Here is a 14,749-nt window from a genome sequence, read left to right on the forward strand (position 1 = left end):
GTCAGCTTTTGGTAACGGTGATGAAGTCGGTTCCTTTGCCGGTCTCGGTTCCGAGGCCGGTGTCGGAGATCGTCAGTGTCGAGCCGCTGGTCAACATGGCGTCGATCTTGCGCCGCGTCTCCGCGGGAATATGGATACGGCTCAGAGCATTGGCGATCGGCGTGCCGCTGATGATCGAGCTTTCGAGGCTGCTGATTCCGAGCCGCGTCATGGTTGCGCGCGAGAGCGTGTTGGGAAGCGTCGCACCCATCCAGTCCGCCGAGCCTGTTTCGAAATCGACACTGTGTGCCATGAAGAAATGCGTACCGAGAGCAAGGCCAGGATTTTCAATCGAGATCGGCGCTTCAAGAACAGGCTGGAAACCTTGGCGGATCATGAGGACTCCATTCGGAGGCGTTCCCTTGCCCGCCGCGGCATAGACGGCTCGGATGAGCACATCACTTGCCGGTGACTTGTCTGCGGTGGGCTCAACTGGACGCTGCAACTTGAAATCGCTGATTGCCTGGAGCGTTGCTGGTCCGAGGAAGCCATCCGGCTCACCCACGGCAAATCCGAGCTCGTTGAGGTATGTTTGAAGGTCGATAACCTCCTCGCGCAGGCTGCGGCGCGTAACGAGAATACGGATCGGCGTGTCGTTCGCGGGAGCTCTTGCCGCCGGGGTCTGGGCAGCCGGTAGCGCGACGTCGTTCATGGCGACCTGAACGGGGGCCTGCCCGATCGCCGGCCGCAAAGCAGCGTCGGAAAGCAGCGCCGGGGGCTCCGGCATGTCCGGCCGGAAGAGCGTCGGATGATCGATCGGTTCCGGCGTCACTTCCGCGTCGGTAATGACAACCGGAACGCCCATCTCTGTCATCTCATAGAGCTGCTTGGCAAAGGCTGCCGGCATGCGGACGCAGCCGTGTGACGCGGGGTATCGCGGCACGGAATTGGACTCGTGAAGCGCGATACCAGACCAAGTCAGCCGCTGCATGAAGGGCATCGGTGCAGCCGAGTAGAGGTTGGACTCGTGATATTTCTGCTTCTCGATGACGGAAAAGATGCCGCTCGGCGTTGGATGGCCCGGTTTCCCCGTCGAGACCTTCGAGGTCGCCGCGACCTCGGTGCCATCGTAGAGCGTGAGCGACTGCGCATCCTTCGATACGAAGATCTGCAGCGTGCGTGCATCCGCCGCGAGCGCAGGGTGCACGAGTGCGGTGGCCGACAGCAAGCCGAGGCCAAAAACGAGACGCGACAACATATGACTCAACCGATACGCAATACGTGAAGCGCCAGCCTAATCGGCGAAGCTTAAGGAAAACTTGAAATAAAGGACGTTGAGGCAGGCTCACATACTAGTGATCGCGCTTGCCGCCAAAAGTATATCCGGTCTGGACGGTTCCTTTGCCGAACCTGTCGCGCAGCTTGTCCATCGCCGCTTCGGCCGCCGCCCTGCGGCCCGATTGCACATCGATGAGGTCGGGCGGATCTGCCCGTGCGGGATCGCAAAGATCGGTCACGCCAATGCCGATCAGACGAAACTTCGTGCCGTCCGTTTCTTTCTCCAAAAGGTCCAGCCCGGTGCGGAAGATCCGGTCGGCAAGTTGGGTCGGGTCTTCGAGCTTGCGATTGCGCGTGCGCTGCTTGAAGTCCGCCGTCTTCATTTTCAGAACCACCGTCTGGCCCGCAATGCCGTGCTTCTTCAGCCGCCAGGAGACCTTTTCGGAAAGACTGCGGAGGATCGGAAGGAGTTCGTCATAGCGGGAAATGTCGTCGAAGAAGGTTGTTTCGGATGAGACGCTCTTTGCGACGTCGTTGAGATGCACTTCGCGGTCGTCGACGCCACGGGAAAGGCGTGCCAGACGCTGCCCCATGCTGCCATATCGGCGCATGAGGTCGCCTTCTTCCATCTCCTGCAACTGGCCGATCGTGCGGATGCCATCGGCCTCCAGTGTTGCTGCAAACGCCTTGCCGACGCCCCAGATCGTCGTCACCGGTCGCGGTGCGAGGAAAGAAACAGCCTCCTCCCGGCCGATGACCGAGAAGCCGCGAGGCTTCTGCAGGTCGGATGCGACTTTTGCGAGAAACTTGCAATAGGAGAGGCCGACAGAGATGGATATGCCGATCTCCTTCTCGATGCGCTGGGCAAATTTGGCAAGCGTGCGTGCCGGCGGATCGTGATGCAGCCGCTCGGTGCCGCCGAGTTCCAGGAACGCCTCGTCGATCGAAAGCGGCTGAACGAGCGGCGTCAGTTCCTGCATCAAGGTGCGGACCTCGCGTCCGACCTCGACGTATTTTTCCATGTCGGGCCGAATGACCACTGCCTGAGGACAGGCCTCCAGGGCCTTGAACATCGGCATCGCAGAACGAACGCCGTGAATGCGCGCAATGTAGCAGGCGGTCGACACCACCCCCCGCTTGCCGCCACCGATGATGACAGGCTTGTCGGCGAGCTCGGGATTGTCACGTTTCTCTATCGTCGCATAGAAGGCGTCGCAATCGATGTGCGCCAGCGTCAGCTCGTACAGCTCCTTGTGCCGCACAACACGGGGACTTCCGCACGCCGCGCAGCGGCGCGTTTCGGCCTTCTGCTCGGCAAGGCAGTCGCGACAAAAGCCGGGTGTCTTGGCGTACGCAAGTGTCATGACCAGAACAAAGATTGAACATCGCAACATTAGCCTCTAAGCTTTTGAGTCTCAAGAGAGGCGAGGAGGTTTGCATTGGATATCGATCTCCGTTTCGAGCCGGTGACGAAAAACCGGTGGGGTGACTTCGAACGGCTCTTCGGTCCTCGCGGAGCCTTCTATGACTGCTGGTGCGTTGCCCTGCGCTTGCCTCGTGCCGTGCGAGCGAAGATGGGGCCGGGAGAGCGAAAATCGCACATGCAGGGCCGAATAGCTGTCGGCCCGCCGCCAGGCATCCTGGCCTATGCTGATGACGAGCCGGTCGCTTGGGTCCAAGTCGGATCGAGGCACGACGTGCCGCAATTCAATTCGCCACGCACCGTGTCCCGACCGGTGGAAGAACGCGATGCACACGATCCGTCATTCTGGGCCGTGAGCTGTTTTTTTCTGAAGTCGCATTTGCGAGGGCAGGGGCTCAGCCATCGCCTTCTTGCCGGTGCGATCGACCATGCGCGGCGTCACGGTGCTCGCTATCTCGAGGGCTGTCCGATCGACCACGTCAATGCAATCGAAGTCGGTGACGCTCTGTACGGGGTCCACCGCGATCTTCGATGCGGCTGGATTTGCGGTCTTGAGACTATCCGCCGAGAAATGCGCCCTCAGTAGGTCTGCAGCATGTTCCCAGCCAGCGGCGGCCACGATGCTTCCAACCGGCGGTGGTGCGAACGGCTTGAAATCGGCGTTGGCCATCATGGTCAGGAGCAGGCACTCGGGCACATGATCGGCAACGGAAAGGAGATTGCGTTGCATATCATCGATGAAGGCGACAGGCAGGCTTCTGCGATCATGCAGCCTGGCGACAACAGGACCTTTCGGCTCCTCCGTGGCGATCAGGTCGAAAGAGAGGTCGAGCTGATCGAGCAATTTGCGCCGGATGCCGTGGTGCCGAGGCGGCATCGCAGTCAGGAAGACGACGTCGGCGTCATCGGAGAGCGCCCGCAGCGTTTCCACCGCCTTTTCCGCCGGCATCTGCCAGAGGTGCTGGTTTGCGAAGAACACCTCTTCGAACGAATCGACTGCGGCCTTGTCCAGTTCGCTGCCGTCGAGGAGCGAGACAATATTGCCGTAGAGCCGGAACGAGCGGGGCAGCAGGTCGTAACTGTGCGAGCGAAGGAAAGCGGTAAACGGCGAGAGGAATTCGAGAACCACTTCGTCGATGTCGCAGACGATCAAGGGCCGGTCGCCGAGGCGGATCTGGCTGGTGTTGGTTGCCATATCCATGCTCAATATTCTCCCGAGCCCAATCCGGGTGGCGAAAAGTGCAGCCATGCCGCGTTCAATACGTCGGGTGCGGTGTTGGTCGCCTGGCAAAAGGCCATGGCCGTCGGCTCGTGCTGCATGATGAAATCCATCATGCCGGAGAGAAATCCGGGCTCCTTGAGTGCACCGCGCACTTGCGCCGGTTCGACGCCGGTCAATGCAAGGAAACGGCCGAACAAATCCGGTTCGTTGGCAAGCCATGCGAGAACGGCGATCGCGGTCTGCTGCGGATCGGCCGCGAGTTGTTTCGAAGTCTTGAAGTTGCTTTGCATTTCTCGGGGTAAATTACCTATTCTTCAACCAAATACCGCTAGCCTGCAGCCATCGGTTCTATGGAACCATGCCGTCGCATAAGCCTTCTTCATGCGGGGAAGCGGTTACCAGAACGGACGTAGGACGCGTGTCATGCCCAAACAGGTGATGATTGTAGAAGATAACGAGCTCAACATGAAGCTCTTTCGCGACCTTATCGAGGCGTCTGGCTACACGACGATCCAGACCCGAAACGGCATGGAAGCCCTTGATCTCGCTCGTAAATACCGGCCTGATCTGATTCTGATGGACATTCAGCTCCCTGAGGTTTCTGGTCTCGAGGTCACCAAATGGCTGAAGGAAGACGATGACCTGCACGTCATTCCTGTTATCGCCGTCACAGCATTCGCCATGAAGGGAGACGAGGAGCGCATCCGCCAGGGCGGCTGCGAGGCCTATGTCTCCAAACCCATCTCCGTTCCCAAATTCATCGAGACGATCAAGACCTATCTGGGCGATGCCTGACGCATCGGAAAGAAGCCTATGACTGCGCGCATTCTGGTGGTTGATGATATTCCGGCCAACGTCAAGTTGCTCGAAGCGCGGCTAGTCGCCGAGTATTTCGATGTATTGACCGCCGGCGACGGCTATCAGGCCCTGGCAATATGCGAGCGGAACCAGGTCGATCTTGTCCTCCTAGATATCATGATGCCGGGGATGGACGGCTTCGAAGTGTGCGAACGCCTGAAGGCCAATCCAAAGACCTCGCACATACCCGTCGTCATGGTGACGGCTTTGGATCAGCCGACTGACCGCGTGCGTGGCCTGAAGGCAGGCGCCGATGACTTTCTCACCAAGCCGGTCAATGACCTTCAACTGATTTCGCGGGTCAAGAGCCTCTTGCGGCTGAAGACGCTCAGCGATGAACTGCGCATTCGCGCTGAAACCGCCCAGACGATGGGGATCGACGAACTGCTGCGGTCGGGTGAGGGGCGGGGCGACGAATCGGGCCAGGTACTGCTGGTCGATGGGCGTGCCAACTCCCAGGAACGTATCATCAAGGCACTGAAGCCTGTCGCCGATGTCTCCGCAATCTCGGATCCGCAGGCAGCTCTCTTCGAGGCCTCGGAAAATCCGTTTGAACTGGTCATCGTCAACGCCAACTTCGAGGATTACGATCCGCTGCGTTTGTGTTCGCAGCTCCGCTCGTTGGAGCGCACGCGTTTTCTGCCGATACTGATCATCACCGAGCAGGGCGACGACGACATGGCGATCCGGGCGTTGGAACTCGGCGTCAACGACTATATCGTTCGCCCGGTCGACCCCAACGAACTGGTGGCACGCAGCCTGACGCAGATGCGTCGCAAGCGCTACAATGATCGTTTGCGCGCGAGCCTGAAGCAGACGATCGAGCTTGCGGTCACGGATCCGTTGACCGGGCTCAGCAATCGCCGCTACCTGGATAATCACCTGAGCACGCTGTTCAATCGCTCGATGGCGCGGGGTCGTCCGCTATCGGTGCTGATCACCGATATCGATCGCTTCAAACAGGTCAACGACACCTATGGGCATGATGCGGGAGACGATGTGCTGCGGGAGTTTGCGAGCCGCATCCGTTCCACTGTCCGTGGTGCCGATCTTGCTTGCCGCTACGGCGGCGAGGAATTCGTGGTAATCATGCCGGATACGTCGCCAGAAGTCGCTGCAGCCGTCGCGGAGAGGTTGCGCTCCGCGGTCGAGACGGTACCGTTCTTGCTGAAGTCATCGGGGCAGGAGTTGAGCGTCACGGCTTCATTCGGAATTTCGTCACGGATCTCCTCCATCATCACTCCAGGACAGTTGATGAAGCAGGCCGATCTGGCGCTCTACGAGGCAAAAACGGGCGGCCGAAATCGCGTCGTCGCCGCGGCTTGAGTAACACGTCTATGAAGCATTTTGGGTCATCCACAGCTACCTGATTCATGCCTGCCGACGCGCAGCAGCCAAGTAATTTGAATACAAAGCCGGCCATCTGACCCGCACATTTGTTGGCTCTCGAAATCGCGCCAAGCAGATGCGGCATGGGCTCAGCGAAAAATGTGAGGATCAATCAGATTTAGCCGGCATTTCGCAAGTAGCTGCGATAACCGAGCTTCGAGGCGCAACGGCGCAAGCTAATACTATTGGTCTATAGTTTCGCGCTTCTTTGTCAATTTGGCGCTGTTCTTGCCGTCGGAGGCGACTTGAAGCTCTAAAGATTGTCCCAAAGCCGTACTTTTAACCATGCAATCAACCTCGGAAATCTAACCATTAAGAATTTGTTGATTTTCTTTCATTTTCGAGCAAATTATCGGCCATAAGAGATAAGTACTCCCTGTGAGGAGTCCGGGATACCCCATGATGCTCAGGTCCGCCGCATCTCCTGGGTCGTGGGGTCGGTCGGCTGGTTCGCAACATTAAGCGGTTCCTCGTGCCGCGTTGCTTGCCGGTCGACCCCCTTTCGAGTAAACGCCGTCCTTTCCGCATTTTCAGGAGGGGCGGCGTTTCTGTTTCTGTGCCTCGAACCAGACAGCAAAGCCGGCAAACAAAAAGGCGCGCAGCCGGTGGGCGCGCGCCTTCTTGAAAAACGTCAGATCCAGCGATTACTTGATCTTGGTTTCCTTGAACTCGACGTGCTTCTTTGCAATCGGGTCGTACTTGGTCTTCGTCATCTTGTCCGTCATCGTACGGCTGTTCTTCGTCGTGACGTAGAAGAAACCGGTGTCGGCCGTCGACAGCAGCTTGATCTTGATTGTGGTAGCCTTGGCCATGGTCGTCCTGCCTTTAATAAAATGAAAGCCGTGGCAGGCCGGATAGGCTCCACGGCAAATTCTGGCGCGAAACTACGAATCCCGCCCGAAAAGTCAAGCCCGCTTTCGGAGGAAAAGCAGCCTGACGGCGGAAAGCAGGGCATAAAGGCCGAAGAATCCGGCGATCGCCCAGGCGAAACCGTCATTGCCGGCAACGTCGATGGCTGCGCCGATCACCTGCGGTCCGGCCACGGTGCCCACCGCATAACAAAACACAAAGGCCGCGTTGGCGGCCGCGAGGTCGGAGCCGGTCAAGCGCGAACCCAGGTGACTGAGGCCCACCGTATAGAGCCCCGCGACACACCCTCCCCAGAAAAGGAGTACCGTCGCCATCAGAATCCAGCTGTGCACGAGGACCGGCAGCATCAGGGAGCCGATGAGGCCCATGAATGCCATGGCGGCCAGCAGCGGCCGCTTGTCCTTCATGCGGTCCGATAACAGGCCGACGGGAATCTGGAAGATCACATTGCCGATTCCCATGACGGTCAGCAGCAGGGCTGCCTGCGATTCGGTAAAGGAGGCGCGCACTGCATAGATTGGGAACAGCGCTAGGCCACCGGCTTCAACGGCCCCGAAGATAAAGACGGCAGCCGTCGCGGTCGGGACCAGGAAGACGTAGCGCATGAAATGCAGCTCCGGCTTCTCTTCGAGAACCGGGCTTTCGTACCGTGCGATATAGATCGGGATGGCGGCCAACAGAACGGCGCCTGCGCCGACAGCAAACGGCAGGATGCCATCGCTGCCGAGAATCGAAAAGAGGAGCGGCCCGCCTGCAAACCCGAACGAGAGGACAGTGGCATAGATACCGAGCACGAAGCCGCGCTTGGAAGGCGGCGAGGCGGCGTTGATCCAGAACTCCGATAGGATGAACAGCGTCGTTGTCGCGCCGTGAAAGGCGAAACGCAGCGGAAACCACATCCAGAAGTCCTGGGCGTAGTAGAAGCCGAGCGCGCTGATCGCTGAAATCACGACGGCCCAGATCATGGTCGGGGCGACGCCGTACTTGTGCGCCAATTTCGTGGTGATCGGGGCAGCCGCCATCGCGGCAACCCCGGCCATAGCCGTGTTCAATCCGATAAGCGTCGAGGGAATGCCGCGTTTTTCGAGAATGATGCTGAGAAGCGGAAGCCCGAGGCCGATTGCTATGCCGACAGCGGAGATGGACGAGACGGCTGCCACCAACGAAGGCCAATGAATTTCTTCGACATCGCCTGGTGTTGTGCCGTTTCGCGGCTGAGACATATACGCATCCTTAGAGACTTGCTGCACAGGTTCGCTCACCGCGCAGCACCATAGAAAGGCACAGTTGTGCCAAATCCAAATGACGGCTGTGCTTTACAAGATGAAACGCGCTGGCGGCAATAACCTGGATGAACTTGAATTGGTATAGTCAAAGAAGCTTACCGAATACACATGAGATTTCGCCCCGCGGAACCGCAGCGCCGTTGGGGCGTGCCACTACACGTCAATTGTGTCGTGAAGGTGAAGGGGCAGGTACGCCTAGCGTTTGCGGCCCGGTATCTCGTAGGCGTCATGATCGTCGGTTTGGCCACCGAAGCCGTGCATCTTCAACGCCCATTGCAGGCCGATGACGCCGCCTTTGATCGGCTGGATGATCAGCAGCGTGGCGATCAGGGTGATGGGCGTCCAGATCGCGAAGGTGAGCCAGAGGGGCATTGGCCAAACGAGGTCAGTTGCCATGTAGCCGCCGATGATGAGGTGGCCGATGACCACGATCGCGAGGTAGGGCGGCAGGTCGTCCGAGCGATGGTGGTGCATGGCTTCGCCGCAGGCAGCACAATTGTCGACCGGCTTCAGGAAGCTTTTGAAGAGTTTGCCGCTGCCGCATGCGGGGCAGGTGTTCAGCATGCCGCGCTTGATAGAGCGGCCGAGCGGACGCTCCACCTCGTCGCTGCCCCCGTAACGGATTGCCTGGTCGCTCGAGGTGGTCGTCATGGTTCATTTCCTTTCGCGGCGTCCCTACACGCCTATTGCCGCCCTCTTGGCGGCCTTGTTCCGGCCTTTTTGCGCGCGCGGCTTGCGTCGCGCCGGCCCGCCTTGTGGAACGAACGTACAGCGGTCGGCATCTTTCGCCCCTCGCTGATCATCTCGAAGCGTAGCGCACCGGCAAGCGGAATGGCTTCTGCAAGCTTGACCGTGACACTGTCGCCAAGGCGATATCCGAGCCCGGTCTTTTCGCCAGTCAGTGCTTGGTGCGCCTCATCGTAGATGAAGTAGTCCGTTCCGAGCGTAGATATAGGAACGAAGCCGTCCGCTCCATAGTCCGGGAGAGTGACAAATAGTCCCGATTTCGTCACACCTGATACGCGTCCTTCGAATTCCTCGCCGATGCGGCCGGCAAGATGATGGGCAATCAGGCGGTCTATCGTTTCGCGCTCGGCAGCCATGGCTCGCCGCTCGAAGGTGGAGATCTCGGCGGCGATGTCGTCGAGCACCCCTTCCTCATCGGGTGTGATGCCGCCTTCGCCGAAGCCGAGCGAGCCGACCAGCGCACGATGGACGATGAGGTCCGCATAGCGACGGATCGGCGAGGTGAAGTGCGCGTACTTCATCAGGTTCAGCCCGAAGTGCCCGATGTTCTCGGGGCTGTAGATTGCCTGGCTCTGCGAGCGCAGCACCATCTCGTTGACCATCGTCTGATGCGGGGTATCATCGGCCTTGGCAAGGATCATGTTGAAATTGTTGGCGCGCATGTTGCCGCCCTTGGCGAGCGATATGCCGAGGGTCGCCAGAAACTCACGCAGCACTTCCTGCTTGGCGAGCGTCGGCCCGTCATGAATTCGGTAGATCAATACCTGCCGCTTCTTCTCCAACGTCTCGGCTGCAGAAACGTTTGCTTGGATCATCATTTCTTCGATTAGCTTGTGCGCGTCGAGGCGTGGCGGCACGAAGACGCGGTCCACGGTGCCATCCGGCTTCAGCAGGATTTTGCGCTCAGGCATGTCGAGCTCGAGCGGCTGGCGTCGTTCGCGCCCGCGCGTCATCAGCCTGTAGGCATTCCAGAGCGGCTTCAGAATGGGTTCAAGAAGCGGTCCCGTCTTGTCGTCGGGTTTTCCGTCGATCGCTGCCTGTGCCTGCTGGTAGGAGAGCTTTGCCGCACTCTTCATCATAATGCGATGGAAGGTATGGCCGATCTTGCGGCCGTCGTTCGAAAACACCATGCGAACGGCAAGCGCCGGGCGGTCCAGACCTTCTCTCAGCGAGCAGAGGTCATTCGAAATCCGCTCTGGCAGCATCGGCACAACCCGGTCGGGGAAATAAACCGAGTTGCCACGCTTCAAGGCCTCGCGGTCGAGCGGCGAGTTCGGGCGCACGTAATAGGAAACGTCGGCGATGGCGACGGTGACGATGACGCCGTCGCGATTGTCAGCTGAAGGATCGGTCTCGGCATAGACCGCGTCGTCATGGTCTTTCGCGTCGGCCGGATCGATGGTGATGAGTGGGACATCGCGCCAATCCTCGCGATGCGACATCGTCGCGGGCTTGGCATCATCCGCCTCGGCGACAACTGCCGGCGGGAATATGTGCGGAATGCCATGCGCATGGATGGCGATCATCGAGATCGCCTTTTCTGATGCGACGGAACCGATGATCGACAGCACCTTGGCGCGCGGCAGGCCGAAGCGCGAAAGACGTGCAACTTCGACCTCGACGAGATCGCCGTCCTTGGCCTCGCCCTTATAGTCGGGGTCGATGACCATTTCCTCGCCGCGCCGGTCGATCGGTAGCAGACGTCCGGCTCCACCCGGCGCATCCTTGAAGACGCCCATGCTGGCGGTGCGGCGCTTGTCGAGGATCTTGATGATACGCGCGGTATAGGCCGGTCCGCCGCGGTCGGCGGCCGGAAAGATTTTCGCTAGAATGCGATCGCCCATGCCGGCAACGGGCGCCTTGCCCTTGCCGTTGCGTCCCGCGGGAGAGGTCGATTGGCGGATGGCGACGGCCGGCGCGACGCCCTGGTCATCGGGCCACTCCGCCGGCCGGCCGATCAGTTCGCCGTCCTTGTCGCGCGTCGTGATGTCGAGCACGGTGACGGGCGGCAAGGCTCCCGGCCGGATTAGCGACTTGCGCGTCTTCTGGAGCATGCCTTCCTGCTCCAGTTCGCGCAGCAGGTGCTTGAGCTCGACGCGGCTTTCGCCTTTCAGCCCGAACGCCTTCGCCAACTCGCGCTTCGACGCCTTCTGCGGATGATCGGCAATGAAACGCAGGATAACCTCACGGGAGGGCAGCGCGCCATGGGCGATGTTCAGTGGATCGGCGGCGGGTGGCTGGCTGGAGTGTCCAATCTTGCCCGGGCGCTTGCCCATGCCCTTCATTCTTTCCCGCGGGATTTTGCTCACTCTCAGCTCTTTTTCGTCTTTGCCGGCGCCTTGGCCTTCGTCGCCTTCGGCTTGGCGGCGGTCTTGGCCGTCTTCGTTTCGGCCGCCGCGGCCTTCGCCTTCGGTTTTGCCTTGCTCTTCGAAGCCGGTGCCTTGCCTGCCTTTGCGGCGATCAGCGCGAGCGCTTCCTCGACTGTCAGAGCCTGCGGATCGGTGCCCTTCGGCAGCGTCGCGTTAACCTTGCCCCAGTTCACATAGGGGCCATACTTGCCGTCGCGAATGGTGATTGCGCCGCCATCCGGATGGTCGCCGAGTTCCTTCAGCGCTGCCGCTGACGCCCGCCCGCCCGGTGCCTTGCTCGCCTTCTCGGCGATCACGGTGACGGCGCGGTTAAGACCAATTGAGAACACGTCCTCGACGCTTTCGAGATTGGCGTAGCCGCCATCGTGCAGGAGAAACGGTCCATAGCGCCCGATGCCGGAGGAAATCATCTTGCTGGTTTCCGGGTGCTTGCCGATATCGCGTGGCAGCGAAATCAATGCCATTGCCTTTTCGTAGTCGATATCGTCAGGCTTCCAGCCCTTCGGCAGGGAAGCACGCTTGGCATCCTTGCCGTCGCCACGCTGAATGTAGGGGCCGAAGCGTCCGGAACGCAGCGTCAATTCCTCGCCGGTCACCGGGTCGGTGCCGAGATTCTTCGGCTCGTTCAGCCCGGTGCCTTCGGCTTCCGAACCGCCTTCGGACGAAAGCTGACGGGTATAGTTGCATTCTGGATAATTCGAGCAGCCGACGAAGGCGCCGTATTTTCCCAGCTTCAGCGAAAGATTGCCGGTGCCGCAAACCTGACAGATGCGCGGATCCCCGCCATCTTCGCGCTTCGGGAAAACAAGCGGCGCGAGCGCCTCGTTGAGCGAGTCGAGAACGTTGGTGACGCGAAGCTCCTTCGTGTCCTCGATCTGGGAGAAGAAGTCCTTCCAGAAATCGCGCAGGACCTGCTTCCAGTTCAGTTCACCCGCCGAGATCCGGTCGAGCTTCTCTTCAAGGTCTGCCGTGAAGTCGTACTCGACGTACTTGGTGAAGAAGCTTTCGAGGAAGGCAGTCACCAGCCGGCCCTTCGCCTGCGGAATGAGCTTGCGCTTGTCGATGGTGACGTATTCCCGGTCACGCAGCGTCGCCAGCGTCGCGGCGTAGGTAGACGGACGCCCGATGCCGAGCTCTTCCATCTTCTTGATCAGCGACGCTTCCGAGTAGCGCGGCGGCGGCTCGGTGAAGTGTTGGGTCGAATTGATCTTCTGCTTCGCGAGGTTTTCGCGGGCGTTGATCTCGGGCAGGCGACCATCTTCGTCGCCGTCGTCGCTCTGTTCGCCGTCCTCCTTCTGGTCAGTATAGGCGGCGATGAAACCATCGAAGCGGATGACGGAGCCGACAGCGCGCAGACCGGCCTTCTGGCCGTTGTTGTCGGCGGTGATCTCAGCCGTCGTGCGTTCGATCTCCGCGGAGGCCATCTGGCTCGCGATACCACGCTTCCAGACAAGGTCGTAAAGCCTTAACTGGTCGGCATCGAGGAACTGACGCACTCGATCGGGCGAGCGATTGAAGTCGGTCGGCCGGATTGCTTCGTGGGCTTCCTGGGCGTTCTTCGCCTTGGTGGAATAGAAGCGCGCCTTTTCCGGCATGTAGCGTTGGCCGAATTGATCGACGATGGCAGCCCGTGCCGCATCAATGGCTTCGGGCGCCATCTGCACACCGTCCGTACGCATATAGGTGATCAGACCGACCGTCTCGCCACCGATGTCGACCCCCTCATAGAGCTTCTGGGCAACCTGCATGGTGCGGGACGCCGAAAAGCCGAGCTTCGATGAAGCGGCCTGTTGCAGCGTGGACGTTGTGAAGGGTGGTCCCGGGTTGCGCTTGACCGGTTTCGCTTCCACCGTATCGACGACATACGTGGCACCTTCGAGAAGCGCCTTCAGTGTGCCGGCTTCCTCGCCGTTTGCGATCGAGCGAGCCTGCAACCGCTTGCCATTCGCTGCAACCAGCTTTGCCTCGAATTCGTCGCCCCGCGGCGTCTTCAACAGGGCCGAAAGGTTCCAGTATTCTTCCGAGATGAAGCGCTCGATTTCGGATTCGCGATCGCAAACCAGGCGAAGCGCCACCGACTGCACACGGCCCGCCGAACGCGCGCCCGGAAGCTTGCGCCAAAGAACTGGGGAAAGGTTGAAGCCGACGAGGTAATCGAGGGCGCGGCGAGCCAGATAGGCATCAACCAGCGGTACGTCGATGTCGCGCGGTTCGGCCATCGCATCGAGGACGGCTTTCTTGGTGATCGCGTTGAAAACGACCCGCTTCACCGTTTTGCCGTTCAGGACGCGCTTTTTGTTCAGCATGTCGAGGACGTGCCAGGAAATCGCTTCACCCTCGCGATCCGGGTCGGTTGCAAGGAACAGGCCGTCGGAAGACTTCACCGCATCGGCGATGTCCTTGATCCGCTTGGCTGACGCACCATCGACCTCCCACAACATCTCGAAATCCTGGTCGGGAAGAACCGAGCCGTCCTTGGCAGGCAGATCGCGGACATGGCCGAAGGAGGCGAGCACCTTGTATCCGGGCCCCAGATACTTGTTGATCGTCTTTGCCTTGGCAGGCGATTCCACCACTACAACATTCATCATGATTCTCTAAAAAATGCGCCAAACCGGCGGATAAGCAGATGGAATCCCTGCCATGCCAAGATAACCGGTTCTTCGACATGGACAGGGAAATCGTTTCGGTCAAGTGTTTTGACTTCATTTTTACGCATTACGACGTGATGCAACCAATACGAGATAGTCAACGTATTGCAATTTCGGATAATTGAAGTATCGTTTTTGAAGTGTGGTTCGGGCCCGCCGAAAGGCAGCATTTCTCTTTCCTCAGAGACTATCCCATGGCGGCCAAGTTCGCAAAGAAAGATACCGGACGATCCGGCTCGCATGAGAACATCGCTTCCATCAGGCAGATGCTTGCTGAGTTGCGGCGGGTGGCGGAAGACGAGAACGCCGATATGCTGTGCTATCTGATCGAAATGGCCAATGTGGAGGCCGGCGATTTGCAGGCCTCGATGTAGGAACCTCAGTCGCCCATTGCAAGCGAGACGAAGCCGCCTTGATGGCGATAGTCATCCGGCGATAGTCAGCTCCAGCAGGGCAAGATAGACCGAAGGCGCCGGCAAACTGGTGTGACGGATGACGTCGTCGACCTCAACAGACGTCGGGCCGAGCGCATCGACGATGAGCGAGCGATCGGGGTCACCGGCGGCAGTATCGAACGACCGCCCTCGCGCCGCGACGGGCGCTGAGGAGCGATCGATCTGCGAGAGGGGTGCCAAAGCTTCGGTGAGATCACCCGGAGTGGTGAATATCATTGCTCC

The 14,749-nt window shown here is 59.7% G+C and carries 11 protein-coding genes and 3 pseudogenes; 4 read left to right on the forward strand and 10 right to left on the reverse strand.

The window, feature by feature from the left end; translation table 11 throughout:
• Position 1 precedes the first annotated feature (1 nt).
• Positions 2–1,237, reverse strand: coding sequence for a L,D-transpeptidase family protein (locus tag WGT02_RS09790; RefSeq protein WP_208248142.1), 1,236 nt, complete (start codon positions 1,235–1,237; stop codon positions 2–4).
• Positions 1,238–1,331: 94 nt separating this feature from the next.
• A complete protein-coding gene (locus WGT02_RS09795) occupies positions 1,332–2,621 on the reverse strand; it encodes a DNA polymerase IV (RefSeq protein WP_024314702.1) in 1,290 nt (429 codons plus the stop codon).
• A gap of 75 nt (positions 2,622–2,696) precedes the next feature.
• On the opposite strand from WGT02_RS09795, the pseudogene WGT02_RS09800 reads away from it, so the two are divergent.
• A pseudogene (locus tag WGT02_RS09800) lies at positions 2,697–3,225 on the forward strand (GNAT family N-acetyltransferase); the annotation flags it as partial.
• Here WGT02_RS09800 and WGT02_RS09805 read toward each other — a convergent pair.
• Positions 3,213–3,881 (reverse strand): annotated as a pseudogene (locus WGT02_RS09805) (hypothetical protein); the annotation flags it as partial. The pseudogenes WGT02_RS09800 and WGT02_RS09805 overlap by 13 nt on opposite strands.
• A 2-nt stretch (positions 3,882–3,883) precedes the next feature.
• A complete protein-coding gene (locus WGT02_RS09810; RefSeq protein ID WP_029709995.1) occupies positions 3,884–4,192 on the reverse strand; it encodes a DUF3572 domain-containing protein in 309 nt (102 codons plus the stop codon).
• 133 nt (positions 4,193–4,325) lie between these two features.
• Here WGT02_RS09810 and WGT02_RS09815 point away from each other — a divergent pair, with 133 nt between their 5' ends.
• On the forward strand, positions 4,326–4,697 hold the full coding sequence (locus tag WGT02_RS09815; protein WP_007531841.1) for a response regulator: 372 nt from the start codon (positions 4,326–4,328) through the stop codon (positions 4,695–4,697).
• An 18-nt stretch (positions 4,698–4,715) separates the two neighbouring features.
• The gene (locus tag WGT02_RS09820) at positions 4,716–6,086 is read left to right on the forward strand and encodes a PleD family two-component system response regulator (RefSeq protein ID WP_024314699.1); all 1,371 of its coding nucleotides are present in this window, start codon (positions 4,716–4,718) and stop codon (positions 6,084–6,086) included.
• Between the two features lie 707 nt (positions 6,087–6,793).
• On the opposite strand, the gene rpmG is transcribed toward WGT02_RS09820, so the two are convergent.
• The 5 genes from rpmG to topA all read right to left on the reverse strand — a co-directional run bounded on the left by rpmG (position 6,794) and on the right by topA (position 14,009).
• The gene (gene rpmG / locus WGT02_RS09825) at positions 6,794–6,961 is read right to left on the reverse strand and encodes a 50S ribosomal protein L33 (RefSeq protein ID WP_003587245.1); all 168 of its coding nucleotides are present in this window, start codon (positions 6,959–6,961) and stop codon (positions 6,794–6,796) included.
• A gap of 93 nt (positions 6,962–7,054) precedes the next feature.
• A complete protein-coding gene (locus WGT02_RS09830; protein ID WP_208248140.1) occupies positions 7,055–8,242 on the reverse strand; it encodes an MFS transporter in 1,188 nt (395 codons plus the stop codon).
• A gap of 258 nt (positions 8,243–8,500) precedes the next feature.
• The gene (locus WGT02_RS09835) at positions 8,501–8,956 is read right to left on the reverse strand and encodes a DUF983 domain-containing protein (RefSeq protein WP_024314697.1); all 456 of its coding nucleotides are present in this window, start codon (positions 8,954–8,956) and stop codon (positions 8,501–8,503) included.
• Positions 8,957–8,988: 32 nt separating this feature from the next.
• Complete coding sequence (gene rnr, locus WGT02_RS09840) at positions 8,989–11,361, reverse strand: ribonuclease R (RefSeq protein WP_208248137.1); 2,373 nt, start codon at positions 11,359–11,361, stop codon at positions 8,989–8,991.
• Positions 11,362–11,363: 2 nt separating this feature from the next.
• Positions 11,364–14,009, reverse strand: a complete 2,646-nt coding sequence (gene topA, locus WGT02_RS09845; RefSeq protein WP_024314695.1) for a type I DNA topoisomerase — start codon at positions 14,007–14,009, stop codon at positions 11,364–11,366.
• Positions 14,010–14,266: 257 nt separating this feature from the next.
• Between topA and WGT02_RS09850 the strand changes: the two genes are divergently transcribed.
• Positions 14,267–14,446: a hypothetical protein gene (locus tag WGT02_RS09850; RefSeq protein WP_024314694.1), complete on the forward strand. Its 180-nt coding sequence runs from the start codon at positions 14,267–14,269 to the stop codon at positions 14,444–14,446.
• A 5-nt stretch (positions 14,447–14,451) separates the two neighbouring features.
• Here the strand turns inward: WGT02_RS09850 and WGT02_RS09855 are convergent.
• A pseudogene (locus WGT02_RS09855) lies at positions 14,452–14,632 on the reverse strand (DNA-protecting protein DprA); the annotation flags it as partial.
• Positions 14,633–14,749: the final 117 nt, after the last annotated feature.

This window comes from Rhizobium sp. T1470, assembly GCF_042140505.1.
In the GTDB taxonomy this organism is placed as follows: domain Bacteria; phylum Pseudomonadota; class Alphaproteobacteria; order Rhizobiales; family Rhizobiaceae; genus Rhizobium; species Rhizobium favelukesii.